The organism is Algibacter luteus, from assembly GCF_900141715.1.
GTDB lineage: Bacteria > Bacteroidota > Bacteroidia > Flavobacteriales > Flavobacteriaceae > Arenitalea > Arenitalea lutea.
This window is the reverse complement of the sequence record NZ_FQYK01000001.1, coordinates 210,919-233,489: the sequence shown is the minus strand read 5'-3', so window position 1 is coordinate 233,489 and position 22,571 is coordinate 210,919. Positions and strand designations below refer to the sequence as shown.

General features: G+C 33.7%; 15 protein-coding genes. 10 read left to right on the top strand and 5 right to left on the bottom strand.

Going from position 1 to position 22,571, the window contains the following annotated elements:
* Positions 1 to 36 precede the first annotated feature (36 nt).
* The 6 genes from BUA46_RS00965 to BUA46_RS00940 all read left to right on the top strand — a co-directional run bounded on the left by BUA46_RS00965 (position 37) and on the right by BUA46_RS00940 (position 9,265).
* Positions 37 to 2,238 carry a glycoside hydrolase family 3 N-terminal domain-containing protein gene (locus BUA46_RS00965; RefSeq protein WP_019386965.1) on the top strand — a complete coding sequence of 734 codons (2,202 nt, stop codon included), beginning with the start codon at positions 37 to 39 and terminating at the stop codon, positions 2,236 to 2,238.
* Between the two features lie 11 nt (positions 2,239 to 2,249).
* Positions 2,250 to 2,564, top strand: a complete 315-nt coding sequence (gene rhaM / locus BUA46_RS00960) for an L-rhamnose mutarotase (RefSeq protein WP_019386966.1) — start codon at positions 2,250 to 2,252, stop codon at positions 2,562 to 2,564.
* A gap of 86 nt (positions 2,565 to 2,650) precedes the next feature.
* Entirely contained in the window at positions 2,651 to 3,619 is a 969-nt protein-coding gene (locus BUA46_RS00955; protein ID WP_019386967.1) for an alpha/beta hydrolase, read from the top strand.
* A 114-nt stretch (positions 3,620 to 3,733) separates the two neighbouring features.
* Entirely contained in the window at positions 3,734 to 5,923 is a 2,190-nt protein-coding gene (locus BUA46_RS00950) for a T9SS type A sorting domain-containing protein (RefSeq protein ID WP_162129529.1), read from the top strand.
* Between the two features lies 1 nt (position 5,924).
* Positions 5,925 to 6,632 (top strand): fibronectin type III domain-containing protein, encoded by a 708-nt coding sequence (locus tag BUA46_RS00945; RefSeq protein ID WP_019386969.1) that lies wholly within the window; start codon positions 5,925 to 5,927, stop codon positions 6,630 to 6,632.
* Positions 6,633 to 6,790: 158 nt separating this feature from the next.
* Entirely contained in the window at positions 6,791 to 9,265 is a 2,475-nt protein-coding gene (locus BUA46_RS00940; protein ID WP_083588500.1) for a T9SS type A sorting domain-containing protein, read from the top strand.
* A gap of 97 nt (positions 9,266 to 9,362) precedes the next feature.
* On the opposite strand, the gene BUA46_RS00935 is transcribed toward BUA46_RS00940, so the two are convergent.
* The 5 genes from BUA46_RS00935 to BUA46_RS00915 are packed head-to-tail and all read right to left on the bottom strand — an operon-like array spanning position 9,363 to position 14,742.
* Entirely contained in the window at positions 9,363 to 10,388 is a 1,026-nt protein-coding gene (locus tag BUA46_RS00935; protein ID WP_019386971.1) for a Gfo/Idh/MocA family protein, read from the bottom strand.
* The gene (locus BUA46_RS00930; RefSeq protein WP_019386972.1) at positions 10,378 to 11,649 is read right to left on the bottom strand and encodes an MFS transporter; all 1,272 of its coding nucleotides are present in this window, start codon (positions 11,647 to 11,649) and stop codon (positions 10,378 to 10,380) included. The genes BUA46_RS00935 and BUA46_RS00930 overlap by 11 nt, the downstream gene beginning before the upstream one ends.
* A gap of 1 nt (position 11,650) precedes the next feature.
* Positions 11,651 to 13,051 (bottom strand): four-carbon acid sugar kinase family protein, encoded by a 1,401-nt coding sequence (locus tag BUA46_RS00925; RefSeq protein WP_019386973.1) that lies wholly within the window; start codon positions 13,049 to 13,051, stop codon positions 11,651 to 11,653.
* On the bottom strand, positions 13,051 to 13,686 hold the full coding sequence (locus BUA46_RS00920; RefSeq protein WP_019386974.1) for a cyclase family protein: 636 nt from the start codon (positions 13,684 to 13,686) through the stop codon (positions 13,051 to 13,053). The genes BUA46_RS00925 and BUA46_RS00920 overlap by 1 nt, the downstream gene beginning before the upstream one ends.
* Positions 13,687 to 13,692: 6 nt before the next feature.
* Complete coding sequence (locus tag BUA46_RS00915; protein ID WP_019386975.1) at positions 13,693 to 14,742, bottom strand: tartrate dehydrogenase; 1,050 nt, start codon at positions 14,740 to 14,742, stop codon at positions 13,693 to 13,695.
* A gap of 193 nt (positions 14,743 to 14,935) precedes the next feature.
* On the opposite strand from BUA46_RS00915, the gene BUA46_RS00910 reads away from it, so the two are divergent.
* The 4 genes from BUA46_RS00910 (at position 14,936) to BUA46_RS00895 (ending at position 22,433) form a co-directional block, all read left to right on the top strand.
* A complete protein-coding gene (locus BUA46_RS00910; RefSeq protein WP_019386976.1) occupies positions 14,936 to 15,979 on the top strand; it encodes a LacI family DNA-binding transcriptional regulator in 1,044 nt (347 codons plus the stop codon).
* Positions 15,980 to 16,072: 93 nt separating this feature from the next.
* Positions 16,073 to 16,816: a polysaccharide lyase family 7 protein gene (locus tag BUA46_RS00905; protein ID WP_019386977.1), complete on the top strand. Its 744-nt coding sequence runs from the start codon at positions 16,073 to 16,075 to the stop codon at positions 16,814 to 16,816.
* 50 nt (positions 16,817 to 16,866) lie between these two features.
* On the top strand, positions 16,867 to 19,653 hold the full coding sequence (locus BUA46_RS00900) for a family 78 glycoside hydrolase catalytic domain (RefSeq protein WP_019386978.1): 2,787 nt from the start codon (positions 16,867 to 16,869) through the stop codon (positions 19,651 to 19,653).
* A 2-nt stretch (positions 19,654 to 19,655) separates the two neighbouring features.
* Positions 19,656 to 22,433, top strand: coding sequence for an alpha-L-rhamnosidase (locus BUA46_RS00895; protein WP_072794723.1), 2,778 nt, complete (start codon positions 19,656 to 19,658; stop codon positions 22,431 to 22,433).
* Positions 22,434 to 22,571: the final 138 nt, after the last annotated feature.

The window sequence follows — 22,571 nt, the reverse complement described above, 5'->3', positions numbered from 1 at the left end:
CGCTTTAATATATCAATGTAATTAATCGGTGATTTTATGAAACCATTCAAAAAAAACTATTTTCTATTATTAACGCTAACAATTGCTTTTTCATTTAGTTTGAGAGCGCAATCAAACTGTGAACTAAAACCATGGACGGATAGTAATTTAAGTTTTGACGAGCGTGTTGAAATCTTAATGAATTGCCTAACTCTAGAAGAAAAAATATCACAGTTACTCAATGCAAGTTCTGCTGTTAATCGATTAGATATAAAATCGTATGACTGGTGGAATGAAGCATTACATGGTGTTGCAAGAGGTCCGAAAGCAACTATTTTTCCTCAAGCTATAGGGTTGGCTTCTACATTCGACAAAGATTTAATACAAGATGTAGGTAATGCTATTTCCGATGAAGCCAGAGCGGTAAACAATTATTTGGTAAAAAATAACGGCAATTTTATTCGTTATATGGGTTTGTCTTTTTGGAGTCCAAATGTTAATATCTTTAGAGACCCTCGATGGGGAAGAGGTCAGGAAACTTATGGTGAAGATCCATTTCTTTCAGGTCAAATAGGAGCATCTTTTATAAAAGGCATGCAAGGTAATCATCCTAAATATTTAAAAACTGCAGCATGTGCCAAACATTATGCGGTTCATAGCGGTCCTGAAGCGCAACGACATAGTTTCAACGCCATTGTAAATCCTCAAGATTTAAATGAAACGTATTTACCTGCGTTTAAAGCATGCGTAGATGCTGGTGTTGAAGCAGTAATGTGCGCTTACAATAGAACAAATAACGAAGCTTGTTGCGGTAGTCCAACTTTACTGCAAACCATTTTAAGAGATAATTGGGGTTTTAAAGGTCACGTTGTAAGTGATTGCGGAGCCATTAGAAATTTTCATAAGTTTCATAAATTAACAACAACTCCAGAAGAATCTGCGGCGTTAGCGTTAAAGAGTGGTACAAATTTAAATTGCGGGAACACATATAGTACCTTGTATAGTGCCTTTCAACAAGGTTTGGTTACAGAAGATGATATTAATAATGGTTTGCGTCCGTTATTAAAAACACGTTTTAAATTGGGAATGTTTGACAGCCCTGAAGTAAATCCATATGCTCATATTAGTTTAGATGTTATTCACTCTGCAAAAAACATTAATCTTACCAGAGAAGTGGCACAAAAATCGGTGGTGCTTTTAAAAAATGATAATGTACTTCCTATTAAAAAAGATTTAGAACAACTTTATATAAGTGGCCCGCTGGCAGGAGATGTTCGTACACTTATTGGCAATTATCATGGTTTGGGAGATAATTTAGTGACACTTGTTGAAGGTGTTGTAGGCAAAGTATCGCCAATTACAAGAGTTCAATATAGAGCTGGAACTTTAATCAATCATTCAAACAGTAATGATGGCGATAATTACAGCCATTTAGCTGGAAAAGCAGATGCTACAATTATTGCTTTAGGTCTTACCATTGTTATGGAAGGGGAAGAAAATGAAGCCATTGGGTCTTCAAATAAAGGAGATAATATCACTATGCAATTGCCTGAAAATCAAATGGCGTATTTAAGAAAAATGAGAGGCAACCATGATAAACCTTTGATTGTTGTTGTTTTTGCTGGTTGTCCATTAGATTTAACTGAAGTGAGTGAATTAGCAGATGCTGTAATTTATGCGTGGTACCCAGGAGAACAAGGCGGTAATGCTATTGCAGATGTTATATTTGGCGATGTATCACCTTCTGGGAAATTGCCAATTACATTTCCAAAAAATATTGAGCAACTTCCGCTTTACGAAGATTATAACATGACAGGGCGAACATATAAATACATGATTGAAGAACCCATGTATCCTTTTGGTTATGGACTCACGTATTCTAAATTAGATATATCAGATATAAGTATTTCTTCAAAAAAAATAAAGAAGAAAGAAACACAAAAAGTGAAAATTAAAATCACAAATACAGGAGATTTTGACGTAGAAGATATTTTACAACTTTATATCTCACTTAAAGAGAATGATAACAATGTACCTTTATCTTCACTAAAAGATTTCAAGCGTATACAACTGAAATCTAAAGAATCAAAAATCTTTGAATTTAAACTCAAATCGAATGCCTTTAATTATATCGACCAAGAAGGAAGAGAAAAACGGCATAAAGGAACTGCGATAGTTTCCATAGGTAATGCTTCTCCTAGTAAAAGAAGTTTAGATTTAGGTGGTATATATAAAGAATTAATAGTTCGAGTTGATTAAATAAATAATAAATGGAAAGATTAGCATTTAAAATGAAATTAAATAAAGGTCAAAAAGAAGCGTACAAAAAACGACATGATGAGCTTTGGCCCGAGTTGAAAAAATTATTAAAAGATAATGGGGTAAGTGAATACTCCATATTTTTAGATGAAGAAACCAGTACTCTTTTTGCGTTTCAAAAAGTATCAGGTGCAGGTGGCTCTCAAGATTTATCAAACAATGATATTGTGAAAAAATGGTGGGATTTTATGGCAGACATCATGGAGGTTAATCCTGATAATTCACCTGTTTCTATTCCTTTAGAAGAAGTGTTTTATATGCCGTAATTATTAAATATAATTTATAAAAAACCTTATCATTCAAAAATCTCAGAACTTTAATAATAACGCAGTTGCTAATAAAATGCGAACTCATGAAAGAAAATATAATTAAAATGAGTGAAAAAATATTAAAACTAATAGTATTTAGCATTTTAATAAATGTGTCAAGTCTGTTTAGTCAAGATTATAACTTACAAACCATTAAGCTTTGGCAAAATGAATCAATTCCTTTTAATAAAAAAGAGATTTTACTAAATGAAAAGCTTGATGGGGCAGGTATACGATATACGCAAATATCAGAGCCCATGCTTTATGTCTATAAAAACAAAAACTTGAAAAATAACGGAGCTGCGATGTTGTTTTGTCCAGGCGGAGGATATGCCAATGTAACCATCGGGAAAAATAATGGCGCCAATAAAGCTAAATATTTTTTGGATATGGGATTTAACGTAGTGGCAGTTTTAAAATATAGACTTCCCGACACATTAATTGTTAATTCTCAAGAACAAGTACCTCTTTGTGATGCGCAAAAAGCGTTATCATTGGTTCATCAGAATGCTTCAAATTGGTCGGTTAATAGAGAAAAAATTGTTGTAATCGGGTCTTCGGCAGGAGGTCACCTAGCAGCTTCTTTAAGTAATTTAAAAGATTCTATTATTGCTCCTAATGTGAAACAAGATGATTTAAAAATAACAGCTACTATTTTGATGTATCCTGTTATGTCATTCAATTTGCCATATCGACATAAGGGTTCCTATAAAAGATTGTTGGCGAATAAATTTAATGACCAAACTTTACTCGATTATTATTCAATGGAAAATCAAGTAAATGTTTCAACACCTCCAACTTATATAATACATGCTTTGGATGATAAATCTGTTGTATATCAAAACAGTGTAGTTTATTGTGATAGTTTAGAAAAATATAACATCAAATACAAGTATACTGCCTTAGAAAAAGGAGGACATGGTTTTGGGTTTAATTTCAATAGAACGGGGATTGATTGGACCAAAGAACTAAAAATTTGGCTCACAACAGAGTTAGGATTATTGGAAAATTAAGTGCTAAAATATTTTTAACTGAAGAAGGTTAGAATTCAGGATAGGACAGGATGCCACCAAATGATTTATTTGCTAATTTTATTTAAAGTTTCAAATTTTAATAAAAAAAACAGCATGAATATAACGAGAGGGATCTCACGGATTTTAATAAAAAACATCTGTGTATTAATCGCAATATGCTTTGTACAGACTAGTTTTGCTCAAGTCGTATTAGAAAACGAAATTAAAATTACCGACTTAGGTTTGCATTTTGATGGCAAAAAAGTTGGTGAAGATGCAGCAAATTCTTCAACAGGGTATGATTATGCTTTTGGTCCTCAAATTTCAGCACATGGGGATTGTATTACTACCTATAAAAACTACGTTTTTGTAACGTGGTATAAAGGAGGGAAAAATAATCGTAACATGATGTTAACGCGCTATAATACAATAACGGGTACCAAAAAGACAATTGAATTTCCACACAGACATACAGGGTTTAGAAATATATGGTGGATTGGAGAATCACATAACACTTTAGCTGTAGGTGTTAGTCCTTTAGATGGTACAATTCATTTACTTTTTGATATGCATGCCTATTCAAGAACTAGACCTGCTGATGGAAGTTTGAGTGAAGATTATTTTAGATATGCTTATTCTGTAAAAAATGCTGCTGAGGTTTCGGATGATGAATTTGTATTAAGTTTATTCGTGGAAGAAAATGATGTGGATGGAGATTATACACATTTAAGCTTAAATGGAGTAGATAATCATGCGGTCTTTTCAGGATTTACATACCCACAGTTTTTTTTGAATGATTTAGGAGATTTATTTTTCTCAATGCGAAAGGGGTCAAGCCCAAATGGAGGCTATCATTTTGCAAAATATGATGCGTCAAGTTCAACATGGTCAGATTTTATTCAGTTCGCACAACCTAATGCCTCAAACTTTGGTCAAGAATACAACTGGGGGATGTATGGTAGTTTAAAATACTTGAATGGTAAAATTGGCATAGGTTTTCAAAGAAGATTAAATAATCAAGAAGATAAATATCTATATCAAAACGGATTTTATTACGGTTATTCTGATGATCAATCGGGAGCATCCCAATGGAAAAATCATAAAGGAGAAGATATCACCATACCGTTGAGGGATGCTGATGATCTTTTGGTATATGAACCTGGAGATTTGGTAGAAACCACACAAAAAAATATGGTATATATGGTTGGTGGTTTCGATTGGACTGTTACGCAAAAAGGAGATGTTCATATTATAGGACAGGTAAGAGATGACGAAAATAATGTTACCAAGCATGTACACACATACAAACCAAATGGGGCATCAGATTTCATAACAAGCACAGATTTTTCTGGAGCTTCTACATTATACACATCAGGAAACGATATTTTTATAATTGGATTAAATTCGTCTGGACAAATTTTTGTGGAGAAATCTGAGGGGGGTACAAATAACTTCGTTAAAGTTTATGAAGCAACTTCAGGAAAACGTTTTCGACATGGTGTTGTTACAATTAGCGATGGAAAATTGTATTATTATTTGATGGAAAGACAATCTGGAGATCAACAACCATTGTATCTACAAATTATTGATTTAGATATCGTGCCTATAAATCCATTGGGTCCTAATAATTTTACTATTCAGACCAAAGGTGAGACCTGTTCAGGTACGGACAATGGCAAGTTAATAATTAGCGGTAATGCAGTGCATGATTACGTGGCCATTATAGATGGTGTTAACTACGATTTTACAAAAGATAAAACTATTGAAGGTTTAAGTCCCGGAACTTATGATTTGTGTATAGATGTTGTTGGGAAAGATTTTAGTCATTGCTATGAGGTAACCATAGCAGCAGCAGAAGGCTTAACAGGTAAAATTAGTATTAGTAAAAAATCAGCAACAGTTTCTGTGCAAACAGGGAAAGCACCTTTTACTGTTATAAAAAATGGGCAAAAATTATTTGAAACGTATCAATTAAACTTTTCTGTAGATGTAAATCATGGTGATAATATTCAAATAAAAAGTAAGGAAGCCTGTCAAGGTGAGATGGTAAAAACAGTTGACTTACTTCAAGAACTCAAGGCGTATCCAAACCCTACAAACGGATTATTTGAGATGTATATTCCAAATGACATAAAAACAATAGATTTAGAAGTATACAACATGCAATCTCAATTAATTGTTTCTAAAACCTATACAGTAAACGCTGGTAAAGTGCAATTGAATTTAGAGGATAAGCCAAATGGTATTTATTTTGTAAAAGTTAATGCTGAGCAACCAGTATTTGTTAAAGTGATAAAGAAATAAAATGAAAAAGACATACTTATATTTAATTGTAGCTGTAGGATTGATTATGATGTCTTGCAGCGGCGGTGGAGATGATTCAGACGAGACGCAAATGCCAGAAGAAAATACTGCACCGACAGTACCAATCCAAGTTTATCCATTAAACAATGCGATTTGTATTAATAACAATATTGTTTTTGTGTGGGATGCGTCTACAGACGCCGAGGAAAATAGAATAACATATACTGTAGAAATTTCAGAGAATAATAGTTTTTCTCCAATATCAAAGATAGAAACTAGTGCTTCGTTATCCAAATTGATTAGTTTGGAAAAAGGAAAAGCCTTCTACTGGCGTATAAAGGCAACCGATAATAAGTCCGCAGCAAGCGCATACTCTCCAGCGATGCAATTTTTAACAGAAGGAGATGGAGTTAGTAATCATGTGCCATTTGCACCAAGTCTAGTTGCGCCTGCATTAAACTCAGAAGTAGACGGAACGAGTACGACTTTAATTTGGTCAGCATCAGATGCTGATGGAGATCCTTTAACCTATGATGTTTATTTGGATACTAACTCAGATGCCTCAACAAAAGTTTCTGAAAACCAATCTGAGACCAATTATAATGCTACAGGTTTAAGTGCGGCATCTACGTATTACTTTAAAGTGGTCGTGAGAGATGATAAAGGAGGTGTAAGTATTGGGCAAGTTTGGAGTTTCACTACAAAGTAGAGTGTTAGTTTTTACTTAATATTTTTTCACAAAGAGTCTTAATTGCTTTAATCATGTTTTTATTTGAATATTTTCTGCAGTATAGCGCAGGATAGTTTATAAATAAAATGAACGTATTTTTATGCACTAATATATAAATAGATTAGTAAAAAAACGCTATGAAAAAAAGTTGCTCTCACAAAATGAGATATCATAATTGTGTTCTATTATGTGTTTTATTTATGTTTTCCTTTATTTTAAATTCTCAAGTCGTATTAGAGAACGAAATTAAAATTACCGATTTTGGTTTACATTTCGATGGTAGTAAGGTGACCAGTGGAGCGTCAAATACAGGAGATAATGCGCCTTATGATTATTTTTTTGGGCGTAGTATTTCGGCTCATGGCGATTGTATAAAAACCTATGGAGACTATGTTTTCATGACATGGTATCGTGGCCCAAAAGCAGATCGCCATGTGATGTTAACACGTTACAATACACTAACAGGTACCATGGCAACTATTGAGTTTCCTCATAGGCATACTGGCTATCAAAATAAATGGTGGATTGGAGAATCGCATAACACCATTGCTGTTGCGGTAAGTCCAATTGATGGTAGTATTCATCTACTTTATGATATGCACGCGTATAGTAACTCAAGGCCTTCTGATGGTAGTTTGAGTGATGATTATTTTAGGTATTCATACTCGATAGCAGGTGTAGCATCGGTTTCTGATGCTGAATTTACTTTAGATAAGTTTGTAGAAAAACCATCTAACCCCGGCGTTTATAAACATTTATCCTTAAATAGTGGAAGACCTGGTTACCCTAATGAAGAATACAGTAATTTTTCTGCGCTTACTTATCCGCAGTTTTTCTTAAATGATGCAGGTGATGTATTTATGTACATGCGTGAAGGTGGAAACAATAATGGGGCATACAAATTTTCGAAATACGACGCCAATACTTCTACTTGGTCGAATTTTACACATTTCAATGTTCTAAATGCCAAAAACCAACCAGGAGTAGATTATAACTGGGGGCTTTATGGAAATATGAAATATGTAGACGGAAAAATCAGAATTGGTTTTCAGCGAAGAGAAAATAAGGTAGATAAGTACCAATATCAAAATGGAGTATATTATGCCTATTCTGATGATCAAAGCGGCGCATCTGGATGGAAAAACCACCAAGGTCAAAGCTTTAATTTACCCTTATATGATGCCGATTTTATAAAAGTGATGGAACCTGGTGATTATGTACAAACAACTCAAATAGACCAAGTTCATATTGTTGCAGATTTTGATTGGACGGTTACTGATAACGGTGATGTGCATATCATCAGCAAGGTAAAGGATAATCAATACAACGTTACCAAATATCTACATACCTACAAACCAGCGGGTGCAACAGATTTTATAACTACAGAAGATTTTGCAGGAGGAACTTCTATTTATACATCGGGAGACAGTGTTTTTATTATAGGTTTAAAAAATAATAGGGTGTTTATTCAAAAGACAGAAGGTGGTACAAATAATTTCACCACTGTTTATCAAGCTACTTCTGGAAAAACTTTTGATCATGGTAGAGTGCATATTAATAACGGAAAACTCTATTACTATTTGATGGAGAATAAATCAGGAAATGCACAACCTCTTTATTTACAAATTATTGATTTAGATATTATACAAGAACCTTTTAGAGTTTCACTAACATCTCCATTTAATGACGAAACATATAATTTAGGAGAAACGATACAAATTTCAGCAAATGCCGTTGATGAAAATGGAAGTATTTCAAAAGTTGAATTTTGGGTTAATGGAGCATTTTTTGCTGATGATGCAACCGAACCTTATTCGGTAAGTTGGACACCGAGCGTAGCCGGAACTTATTCATTACAAGCAATAGCATATAATGCAAGTAACGAAACCGTGTCTTCTTCCGTAATTACTGCGAACATTCAAGTGTTTGACCCTACCGATTTGACGGGTGATGTCTATGCAATAAAGAATTTTGTAACGGGTAAATATCTTCATTCTGTAGGTGCTGATGTTGTTGAAAGCGATAATGATAATAATGTGGTTTCTGGTGATAAAGAATGGGAGTTTGTTAAAGCTGGGAATTATTATAATATAGAAAGTAAAAGATCGGACAGAGGTATCCTAAGAGCTGCTGGCAACCCGCCAAATGACATTATTAATACTGGATTTGGAGCACCTAGAGAAGATACAGATAAACAGTTTACAGTCATTTATAATAGCGGTGATGGTACCTATCAATTCCAGACGCGAAACGGTTCAAATTATATCTATCATAATGTGAACGGGATTATTGAGCACATTGGAAACACAGACGATAGATCAAAATGGATTGTTGAATCTACTACTTTAAGTGTTAATGAGGTAGATACTAATCCATTTTCTGCAAAGATTTTTCCTAATCCAGCAACCAATAGTTTTACCGTATTACTTAATGGTGGGAATAGAGGAACTATTATAATAAATGATATGCTTGGTAAAATAATATATCAAAATACAATGAGCACCAATAGAATCGATATTGAAAATAACGGACGATTTAAACCTGGGCTTTATTTAATAAAAGTGCAAGATGATAATCAAAGATTCTATCATGGAAAATTGATAATAAAATAGGTGTAGATTTCATTAAAAAAAGCCAGCAAAATTTATATTTTGCTGGCTTTTTTAATTTATATTAACTCATTATCGCTGTTTATACAACATGCGTTTTTTATAAATAAATAGGTGTGTTTTTTTCAGCCGATTTATATACTGCTTCTTGGGCTTTCAAGGTTTTCAGATAATTTTCGCCACTTGTTTCAAAAGTATTTTTTGATAATAATGTGTCAATAAAATCCCTTTGGAAAATATAACAACAATCTCCAGCGAAACCAACATCGTTATGTGTGTAGTTGTGACTTTCTTCCTTGCCACCCAATTTTTGAACGGTTATATTCCCATCAGAATATAGTCGTATAGAGCCTTTTGAGCCGTCAATTAAATATTCTCCAAAGGTATAGCGCTGTTTTTTGAAATTGTTTTCGTTGTAACGATTGGCATCCCAAATGGCGTGCGAATCGTTTTCAAAATTAAGAATCATCAACCCTGAATCTTCACCTTTAATAACAGGATTTAGTCTTTTAAGAATGGCATAAACACTTTTTATTTCACCGGCATGATATCTGAAGGTATCAATAAAATGAACGCCTGTTTCGTAAATAAGTAGTTTTTTATAATCTCGAAAATAAGGTTGTCTTGATAAATAAGCGTCTTCACCCCATCCATCACCCATGCGGCTTCTGAAATTTAAACTGAACAAATCACCTATAGTACCTTCGTTGATGATTTTTTTTATTTCACGATGCCAAGGCTGAAACCTGAAATTTTCATGAACTACAAAGCGCACATTTTTTTTAGAAACGTATTCAACTATTTTTTTAGATTCTTCAAAAGTAGGAGCCAAAGGTTTTTGGCAAATAATATGTACACCTTTGTCTGCGGCGAATTTACACATTTCAAAGTGCGTTTCTGGGGGTGTAATTATATCAACAAAATCTGGTTTTTCTTTAATAATCATTTCCTTGTAATCGGTGTAATGATTTTTTACGCCGTAAGGTTCCATGATACTTTTAGCACGTTCTATATTCGAATTACATAGTGCCGTTATTTCAACTTCTGGTATACGTGTCCAAGCTTCATATTGAAACTTACTAAAATACCCTGCGCCAATAGCAACACCTTTTAATTTAGTTTTCATCAAGTATTGGTTTAGTAGAATCCATAAATATCCAACAAATTATTGCAACTACTCCTAATATAGCAGCTACGAAAAAGAACGGATCGTTTGAGCCTGTCCATGATTGTAAATATGGAAATGCCAGAGCTGTGGTGAAAGCTCCCAGATTTCCTGCCATATTCATCATACCAGATACTTTTCCAGAATGCTCTTTACCTATATCCATACAAAATGACCAGGACGGGCTTAAGGTCATATCTGCTCCAAATATAGCAACAGATAAACATAAAACGGCCCCTAATGGCGTATCCATATACAAGCTAGAAAGAATACCTGTAACTACCAAACAAAAGCCTATTATTGCTGGAATCTGCCTAGATGCTTTCCATTTTCCAGTTTTGTATATGGCATCAACGGTGAATCCTGATACCCAATTGCCTACAGCGCCAGCTAATAGAGGCATCATCGCATAGAAACCAGTAGTGACTAAATTTAAATCGTATTTAGCTTTTATATATGGGAACAACCAAGTAAGCGTAAAAAAGAAAATAAAGTTACTCCCGATATATTGAATCATAGCTAAAATTACATTTTTAGAGCCAAAAATTCGACCGAGAGGCAAGCTTTCATTCAGCGTTTCTTTTTCTTGTTGGCGGTTTTTAACTATAAATTCTTTTTCGACTTCAGAAATGCTTGGATGTTCTTCTGGTTTATTCCTAAAAAGAAAATAGAACAATACCGCACATAAAATACCTAATGCACCGAAAAAATAGAAAATACTGCGCCAGCCCCAAGCATCGATTAAATACGCTACAAGAGGAAGTGCAAAAGCAGCGCCTAATCTTGATCCAGAAAAGTTGATGCCTTGAAAAATACCGCGTTCTTTTAACGGCACCCACGAGTAAGCTGCTCTTGAAATGTTCGGAAAAGCTCCAGCTTCTCCTGCTCCAAAAATGAAGCGAGCTAAAAGCATTGATATATAATTCCATGCTAATCCTGTAATTGCAGTAAAAATTGACCATATTACCATGATAGATGTCAATACTTTTCTAACACCATATTTATCTCCAAGTGCACCACCAGGTACTTGAAATAAGGCATAACCCAAGGCAAATGCACTGAGTACCCAACCCATTTCTATGTCGTTTAAGTTTAAATCGCCGCTAATAGAATCTTTCGCAGAAGAAATACAAACTCTGTCTATGTATAACAATAAAGTTATCAAAAAAGATCCTAAAAAGAATCCGTATCTTTTGGTTGGTATACGTGTCTTTATGCTCATATCAAGATAGTGTTTGTATTATTTTAGAAAGTGATTTTTCGTCGCCAACGTTTCCTGGAAAAACAATATATAATAGTTTTGGAAACTTTGTTTCTTCTGCCATTTCCCAGATAGGAATACCTGGAAGTATTTGCCCTAAAACTTTAGAGCGTTTCATATTTAACCCTTTTGTAGCTAAATCATGAGAGGTTATGCCTCCTTTGGCTAATAGGTATTTTGGGCGAACAGTAATGCCATTTACAATAAGCACTAAAGCTTGAGATACTTTTGATGCGATATTTATAGTGGTATTTGTGTCTTTGCCAGTAATTATTTTTCTACTTGTATAAACAACAACATCTTTACCAGTTTTAATGGTTTTGTCAATTTTAGAAATAAGAGATTCTAAATACGTGTTTGAGGTGTTACTTAATATTGTTTCAACGTTTACTTCAATAACTTCTATTTGATTAGCATTGTCTAATACATATTTTAATTGTGCAGAAGATTTTTGCACATAAGACCCGATAATTATTAAACCACCAGTATTGATATTGTTATCAATTATAGCTTCAGCAGATAATAGTGGTTTTGGTGTTAAGCCAATGTATGAAGGAACGAATGAACTCGACGTGCGATATATAATCTGTTTTCTTGAGTTTTCAGCAAGTAATAATGCTTGGGCTACTTTGTCTAAATCATTATAATTTAGGGCGTTTACAATACAATATTTTCCAGATTCAATAGCGCTTATTTTTGAACTTAAAGTATTAACATCCAACAAACGAATAGATTCAATATCTAATGAAACAACATCATTATTTTTGATGCGCCCGTTAGTTTTTTCTTCGATGTAAGAATTTAAATTAGCATGATTATACGCAAAAGTATGGTCTTGAGAAAACGGTGTTTTATTTACAGGAATTAATTGCTCGCTTTCTGAAATGTAATGTATATCATTTATAGTAACCCTTCCGCCTTCAAACATAACTGGAATAAAAAAAGTAATAGCATTTTTGAAATATTCAGACTGTTTGATGATCTCTATTTCAGAAAAATGACCTCTTAGTGTAGAATCACTGCGACTTATAATTGTAAATTTTCGATGTGTTACCTCGGATGCTTTTAAAAGATTTCTTATGATTTCCTCATAAATGTCGGAAGACTTTTCTTGTGATAAACTCCTAGAATTTGTTAGTAAAAAGAATGTGGGGGTTTCTTTCTTAAATTCGTTTATGAGCGTTTCTAGATTCCATTTTGTTAAAAGCGGAATATCATAAACCGTTTGATTCCCTGTTGGATCGTCATCTATTACTACACATGTTCTTTTTGATGTATCAAACAATTGTTTATTCAAGCTTCTATAATTAGAAGTGTCTTCTTTTGGTAATTGTTTTGATATATCTTTTAAAGAAATATTCATTAATATTTTTCAATGGCTATAACGCGTGCAGGAGAACCATCTCCTTTTTCAATTTTTAACGGTAGTGCAATGAGTTCAACGCAATTAGATTGTAAATTTTCTAAGTTTGTAAGTCCTTCAATAATAACAACCCCTTTTAATAATATTTGATGAATTTTAGTGACTTCAGCCAAATTATTAACATCAGCAACTGAAGGTGGTTCAACTCCAAGCATTTTCACCTTATTATCTAAACACCATTGCGCTAACGATTCGCTTATTCTTGGTAATTCATCTCTGTATTTTGGAGTATTTACAAATTTTGACCAATCCGTCCAAAAAACCAGACTGTCACCAGCGATAAATTGTTCTTGAATATCTTGTGGGATATGTTCTGGATTTATTAAAGCTTTTGCACCAATTTGACGAATATCTATAATCCATGCGCGTCCAATAAAATCTGATACTGGCATGGTATCTATAGTTTGCTTACTTACATTAAAATGGATGGGTGCATCCATATGGGTGCCACAATGCGAGTAAAAAGTTAAAGTACTCGCATTCCACCCGTCGCTATCAATCGTTTTACTGGTTGATTTTGAATATCCAGTAAAATTATCGTTATATGTTAATGTAAGATCTACAATTCGATGCATCTTATTTTATAGATTTTTTATTACGGCATCAGCCACTTCTTTTGTGCCTGCATTACCGCCTAAATCTTTAGTAAGCACCCCTTGTTGTGTGCTTTTATCAATGGCGTCCATAATATTATTTGCTGCTTCAATTTCACCTAAATGCTCTAACATAATTGCGGCAGACCAAATTTGGCCATAAGGATTTGCAATATTATTACCAGCAATGTCTGGCGCAGAACCATGAATAGGTTCAAACATAGATGGAAATTCCTTTTCTGGATTAATATTTCCACTTCCTCCTAGGCCTAAGCTGCCCATAATAGCGCCACCCAAATCGCTTAAAATATCTCCAAATAGATTGGTTGTTAAAACCACATCAAAAATTTCTGGTTTTAAAACAAAATTGGCAGTGCAGTTATCAATATACATTTGGTCATGTGCTACATCTGGATATTGCTCTGCGACTTCTGTTATGACACGATCCCAATAGCTTAAGCTATTTATTAAGGTGTTAGATTTAGTAATATGTGTTACTTTGTTTCGTCTTTTTCTAGCTAGTTTAAATGCATAATGTGCAACACGTTCAATGCCTTTTCTTGTAAAAACGCTAGTGTCAATACCCATACCGTCTGCAGAATCAGGTAAAAACTGACCTCCCATTTGTACAAACTCACCTTCTACATTTTCTCTAACAATAACAAAATCAATGTGTTTTTCACTTCTAAGTGGTCGTGTTACACCAGGATATGTTCTAACAGGTCTGTGGTTTACATATTGACTGAAGTTAGCACGTACTTTGAATGTATAATCTTTAGCCGGTAATGTATCGTCAACAGCAGGCAGTCCAACAGAGCCAAAATAAATGGCATCAAATTTTTTAAGGGTTTCCAATCCATCTTTTGGTAGAAATTCACCATTTTTTAAATAATATCCTGCGCCCCAATCAAAATTTTTAGAACTTAAACTAAAGTTATGTTTTTTAGCAACAGCTTCTAATACTCTATAGCCTTCCGGTACAATTTCATTTCCAATACCATCTCCAGGTACAACTGCAATGTTGTAATTTTTACTCATTTTAATAATATTTCTAAGTTTAATCTTATTGTGCAATAAATTGCATATTGTAATTATATGATAATAATTGTAGCAAATATAAGATAATTTGTTAAATTTTATAATGATAAAATTTTAAATTAGTGAAATTATTGTGCAATATTTTGCACTATAGATATTATTCAATATCTTTAGCAACACTTAAAATTGCAATTTGGAAAAGAAAATAACATTAAAAGATATTGCTGATATTTTAGAAATTTCTACTTCTACGGTATCACGAGCACTTCAAAATAACCCAAGAATTAGCGAGCAGGTTCGAAATCAGGTTTTAAAAACTGCCTACGACTTAAATTATTTCACTAACAAGTTTCCGGATTCGGTCTTGCCTAAAAAAATCAATGCCATAGGAGTTATTGTTCCAGAAATAAAATACCATTTATACGCGATGGCAATTAGCGGAATTGAAAAAATTGCTGAAGCGCATAATATGCACATAATTATTTGTCAATCGAATGAATCCTACGAAAGAGAAAAAAAATTAACAGAGGAGCTCGTAAATATGGGGGTTTCAGGTTTAATAGTTTCTCTAGCCGGTGAAACTAAGCAGTTTGATCATTTTTTAGGACTCCAAGAAAAAAATATACCATTGGTTTTATTTAATAGGCAATGTGATGAAGTCGCAGCTGATAAAGTAGTAATTGATAATTTTAAGGCGGCACACGATGCAACCGAACATTTATTATCAATAGGTTGTAAACGCATTGCGTACATAGGTGGTCCTGAAATATTACAAATAAGTAATACGCGTCTTTTGGGATACAAGCAGGCATTAAAAGATGCTAATATTGCGATAGATGAAAAGCAAATAGAATTCTGCAATTTTACGAAAGAAAGTAATTTAAGTGCCTCGAGAAAATTACTCTATTCGCCTAATCCTCCTGATGGAATTATAGCATTTAGCGATCAAATAGCAATAGCAGCAATGGTTGCGGCTAAAGAACGGGGGCTTAAAATCCCAGTAGACTTAGCCATCATTGGTTTTAATAATGAGCCAGTTAATGAACTACTTGAACCATCATTAACGAGTATAGATCAACCAGCATTTCAAATGGGACAGGAATCTGCTCGATTAATTTTTGAAAGAATAAATAATCTATCTATTGATTTCTCTCATAAAATATTAAAGTCTCAACTGGTCATTAGAAATTCAACGAACAGAAATAAATTTAATTTCAATTTATCGAAGGATAAATAAATAAATTAAAAAAACAGCCTCTTTGCAAGACAGAGCAGGATGGTTTTTTGAAAAATAGAAACAATCTTGCTCTTTAATATTTTTAAATATTTCATGAAAAAAATAGCTGTTAAATTTCTTGCTCTTATTGCGTTTGTAACATTACTAAATTGTAGTGGTAGCGATAGTCCTGAATACAACATAGAAGAAGAACAGGAAGAACAGGAAGAACAAGATAGTGGTATTCCATTAACTCCGCATGAAGGTATTCCTAGTCCGTTTAATTTATTCACAGTTATTGATGATGATGTAGAACGTAAAGATTTTAACACCGTTTCTAAATGGTATGAAGAATCTGCCAACAAACAAATCTTTAAATTATTTATTGGTGATGAATTTGTAGGGGAGAGAAAACATGCTAGAACAGAAGCCGGACAAGGTTTAAAGTGGAAAGAAGGAGTAGAGTGGCATACATTTGAAGCAACAATGATGCCTAGTGATAAACTACATGAAACATATACTATAGCACAGCTTTTCGCAGGTTGTTGTGGTCCTCAACTTAGAGTTGAAGTCAGATCTAATGGAAGAATACATGTAGGATCAAGGTCTAACGGAAATATACGTATTTCTTCAGATGAAGATTGGGCAAATGGAGCAAAAAGTTTCAAAATTAAAATAAGAAGTAATGGTAAAGACATGGAAGTCTATTTTAATGATGAATTAAAGTTTACAGGAATTTCTGAAGAAAGTACTTTGGGGAATATCGATGCTTTGTACCATTTTAGATGGGGTGTGTATTCAAATAATAAAATGATAAAAAACTTAAGTAATACAGTTACAAATATTACAAGGGTGTAGCAATTAAATATATAATCTAAATCAGTAAAGATTTAAGTTTTCGAAAATTAATGACCATTCGATATTTATTTATAGTAACTAGTACTTTATTACTAACATTTTTAAGTTCATGTGATAAGACTAGCGTATTAAAACCTGAGAGTCTTATAATATCAGAAGGATTTAAAAATCCAGTAGGGTTCTATAATAGTAAGCCAACATTTTCTTGGATATTGCCAGTTTCAGAACAAATTAAATCGCAATCTGCTTATCAAATTGTTGTAGCTACATCAAAATCAAATTTACCTGATAATCCAGATTTATGGGATTCCGATAAACAAGAAAGTTCTAAATCTACTTTTGTAAAATATCAAGGTAAAGAATTAAAGTCACGTCAAAAAGTGTTCTGGCAAGTGCGCTTTTGGAATCAAGATGAAAACGCTTCAGAGTGGAGTGAAATCAATTCTTTTGAGCTAGGACTCTTAAACAATAACGATTGGCAAGCCAAATGGGCAGGATTAGATACTGCCAAAGATAGCATTAAGGGCGTTAGAAAGTTTTTAATGCACAGAGCACAATATTTAAGAAAAGGTTTTGAATTATCTTCAGATGTTGTTTCAGCAAGACTATACATTACAGCAAAAGGTGTTTTTGATGTGCATTTAAATGGAAAAGATGTAAGTGATGATGTTATGCCTCCAGGTTGGACGCCTTACAATCATCGAATAGAAACACTTACTTACGATGTTTCTGATTTTTTAGAAACGGGTAATAATGCCATTGCAGTAGAATTAGCCTCAGGTTGGCATTCAGGAAGAATTAGTAGAAGAACTGCCCTTTATGATAATTTTTTATCACCTAAAATTCTATGTCAGTTAGAAGTGGTCATGAAAGATGGTTCAAAACAAACCATTATTTCTGATGAATCTTGGAAAGGAACTACAAATGGCCCCATACGTTTAGCAGGTATTTACGATGGCGAAGTCTATGATGCAAATTTTGAAATGCCAAATTGGAACACTACTACTTTTGATGATTCTAATTGGGAATTGGTTGAAGTTGAGGCTATTTCTAAGGATGTTAAATTAGCTCCAAAAAGACATCTTACCGTAAAAAATCAACTGGTTTTAACAGATGTGGAAATTGTTTCGGTTGATAAAAATTCGGCAATTTTTAATCTTAAACAAAACATGGTGGGCGTTCCAAAAGTTAAAGTACCTATGAAAAAAGACGATACTTTGAAAATTCGGTTTTCTGAAATGCTATTATCTGATGGAACTTTTTACACTAAAAATTACCGTTCTGCAAAATCAACTGATTATTATATTGCTGTGTCGGATGGCATCATCGAATACACACCAAAATTCACGTTTCACGGATTTCAATTTTTGGAATTAAGTGGTTATGATAAAAATGCGAAACCAGATGCTTCTTGGGTACAAGGGATAGCACAACATTCCAATTTTGAGAAAAACGGGACATTTACATCATCGCATGATAAATTGAATCAATTACAAAGTAATATTACTTGGGGCTTACGAGACAACTTTTTTGATATCCCTACAGACTGCCCACAACGTGATGAACGATTGGGTTGGACAGGAGATGCACAAGTTATTGCGCCAACATCGTTGTTGAACTATGATGTACATGCCTTTTGGACAGCCTGGTTGCAAAGTTTAAGAGAAAATCAATCTGAACATAAAGACGGTATGGTACCTTTTATTGTGCCAGATGTATTGCAAACCAAAAACGGAAGTTCTGGTTGGGGTGATGCTGCTGTAATTATTCCTTGGGATATTTACAATGCAACAGGCGATATTACCGTGCTGGAAGAGAGTTACGAGTCGGCTAAAAAATGGGTTGGATATTATCAATCCAAAGTTAAAGATAAAGCCTACATTCCAATAATGCATTCTTTTGGAGATTGGTTGCAACCTTATCCTTCTAAAACAGGTAAAGGGGGCAATAGAGGAGATACACCAAAAGAGTTAATTCATACTGCTTTTTTTGCGCATTCAGCGCATTTAGTATCTAAAATCGCTAGTGTTTTAGGTAAAACAGAAGATGAAAAAAAATACAAAAAATTGTACAACACTATTGCTAGTGCTTTTGAGAATGAATTTTTTGATGGAAACGGAAGGTTAACAGGAGAAATACAAACACAAACCAGCTATTTACTCGCCATACATTTTGATTTATTAAAGCCAGAAACTAAAATAAAAGCACAAAAGCACTTACTTGAAGAGATAAAGAATGCAGATTATCATTTAGGAACAGGATTTCTAGGAACACCAATTTTGCCAAAGGTTTTAGATGATATGGGAGAAATAGATTTGATGTATAAAATTTTATTTAAAGAAACCTACCCATCTTGGTTTTACTCTATAAACCAAGGGGCAACTACGATGTGGGAACGTTGGAATAGTTATAGTAAAGCAGATGGCTATAATCCACAGCCTATGAATAGTTTGAACCATTATGCTTATGGAGCTATTGGTGAATGGATGTACGAACGCATTGCCGGAATCGCTTCTTTAGAGCCTGGATATAAGAAAATTAGAATTGCACCCATACCAAATACCGAGTTTTTAAGATCGGCTTCTGCAAGTGTAAAAACACCTTATGGAAAAGCGTCATCATCATGGGTAATTGAGGATGATTCTTTTAATCTTGATGTTGTAATTCCTCCGAATACAACTGCTGAAATTCATATTCCAAATGCAACTCAAAATAACTTACTTGTAAATGGTAATGCTTTAAAAGAAGCTTCAAATTTAAAATTAATCGGTTCTGATGAACAGTCAATTAAAATTTTAGCAGAACCAGGAACATATAACATTCAAACTAAACTATAATCATGTTAAAAAAATTGAACTTTAAACATTTCTTATTTGCTTTTTGTGCATGTGTTTTTTTGAGCTTTACATCATGTAAAGAACAAGAAACTCTTGTAGAAGCTCAAAAATTAACAATTTCCGAGGGGTTTGAAAACCCTTTAGGTTTTTATGATAGCTCACCTACTTTTTCTTGGCAATTACCAGTTTCTGAAGGTGTGCTAAGTCAGTCAGCTTATCAAATAGTAGTAGCTAGTAGTCCAGAATTATTACCAGATCATGCTGATTTGTGGAACTCAGAAAAACAGCAAACCACACAATCTACATGGGTAAAATATGAAGGAGAAGCTTTAAAATCTCGACAAAAAGTTTTTTGGCAAGTAAAATATTGGAATCAAGATAATGAAGCTTCAAAATGGAGTGCTGTTCAAAACTTCGAATTAGGTTTATTAAATAATAGCGATTGGAAAGCCAAATGGGTTGGTTTGGATACTGCCAAAGATAGTATAAGCGGACGTGGAAAAGTACTCATACATAAACCACAATATTTAAGAAAAGGATTTGAGTTAACCAACGATGTAACTTCAGCAAGATTATACATTACCTCTAAAGGCGTGTTTGATGTTTCAATAAATGGTGAAAATGTTTCAGATGATGCGATGTCACCTGGCTTTACCACTTATGATAAACGCATTGAGACCTTAACTTATGATGTTACCAAATTAATAGAATCTGGACAAAATACCATTGGTGTTGAACTGGCTTCGGGTTGGTATTCGGGTCGTTTACTTTGGGGAACAACACCATGGGATAATACAATTTCGCCAAAAGTTTTAGCACAGTTAGAAATGACGATGAGTGATGGCGTTAAAGAAATTATAGTTTCTGATGATAGTTGGAAAGGGACAACAAATGGTCCGCTTCAGTTCGCTGAAATCTATGATGGTGAAATTTATAATGCAAATTTAGAAATGCCTAATTGGACGACTAACAATTTTGATGATAAAGATTGGACGACCGTTGAAGTTGCAGCTCTGGATGATAATGTTAAGTTAGAACCAAAGCGCCACACTACCGTAAAAGGTAAAATAGAGTTAGTACCGCAAGACATGACGAGTAATGACGGAGCGGCTGTATTTGATTTAAAACAAAATATGGTAGGTGTACCTATTGTAAATGTTCCTATGAAAAAGGGAGATACCCTAAAAGTAAGGTTTGCAGAAATGCTATCGCCAGATGGTTCGTTTTATACTAAAAATTACCGTTCGGCACATTCAACAGATTATTACATAGCTGCTAAAGATGGAGACATCACTTATATGCCCAAATTTACATTTCACGGTTTTAGATATGTAGAGCTTAGCGGGTTTGACACATCAAAAAAACCTTCAAAAGATTGGGTAAAGGGTCGAGTTTTGTATTCCGATTTTGAAGATAATGGTACGTTTGCTTCATCACATGATAATTTAAATCAACTACAAAGTAACATCGTTTGGGGTCTACGTGGTAATTTTTTAGATATTCCTACCGATTGTCCGCAACGTGATGAACGATTAGGATGGACTGGTGATGCGCAAGTATTTGGGCCAACATCTATGTTTAATGCCGATGTTTATAAGTTTTGGGCCAGTTGGTTGCAAAGTGTTAGGGAAGCACAACTTGAGGATGGTGCTATTCCTTGGACAGTTCCTGATGCCCGTGGAAATAAAATTGGAAGTTCTGGTTGGGGCGATGTAGGAACCATTATTCCTTGGAAAATATATTTACGTACAGGTGATGTTGGCTTTTTGGAGGATAATTTTGAAATGATGAAACAATGGGTGTCTTATCATGAATTAAAATCAAAAAACTATATATCCAATATGATGTCTTTTTCAGATTGGTTACAGCCTTTTCCAGAAAATGGAAACACTAGAGGCGATACCTCGAGTAGCCTAATAGGTACAGCATTTTTTGCACATTCGGCAAAGTTAACAGCATTAACAGCTCAGGTTTTAGGAGAGGTTAAAGAACAAGAAAAATATGAAGCCTTATATAAAAAGGTGGCTAAAGCTTTTGATGAAAAGTTTTTTGATGAAACAGGAAAGGTAAAAGATGTTACAGAAACACAAACAACATATCTATTAGCCTTAGCATTTGATTTACTTCCAGAATCAAAAATAGAAAACGCTCAAACTAATTTATTACGAAAATTAAAAGAGGCAGATTATCATTTACGAACAGGATTTTTAGGAACACCATTATTATCAAAAGTTTTAGATGACATGGGAGAAATAGATTTAGTGTATAAATTAATTTTCAACGAAACGTATCCATCTTGGTTTTATTCAATCAATCAAGGCGCTACAACTATTTGGGAACGCTGGAACAGTTATAGCAAAACAGAAGGATATAATCCAATGAGCATGAACAGTTTAAACCATTATGCTTATGGTGCAATTGGTGAATGGATGTATGAGCGTATTGCGGGTATTGCGCCTTTAGAGGCAGGATATAAAGTTATTAAAATAGCACCTCAAGCTAGACAGCCACTTAATTCTGCTTCCGCATCATTAAACACACCGTATGGAAAAGTGTCTTCGTCTTGGGAAATAAAGAATGGAGAATTTCATTTAGTAGTTGTTGTTCCTCCTAATACTACAGCAAAAATAATTGTGCCAGCAGATACATCAAATGAACTATTGCTAAATGGTAAAAAACTTGAAGATAGTAATCAAGTCAAATTAGTTGAGACAGCAGAATCTGGGTTTGAACTATTGGCACAACCAGGATCCTATAAATTTACATCAACTCTAAAATAAGCAATTAAAAATTTACATGAATCTAAAACTTTTATCTCAAGCAACATTATTGGTTTTAATATCTTTTTTAAGCTGTAAAAAAGATAAAACTAAGCTGTTTATATAGATAATTTGATGAAGACATAAACGCTTCGCAAT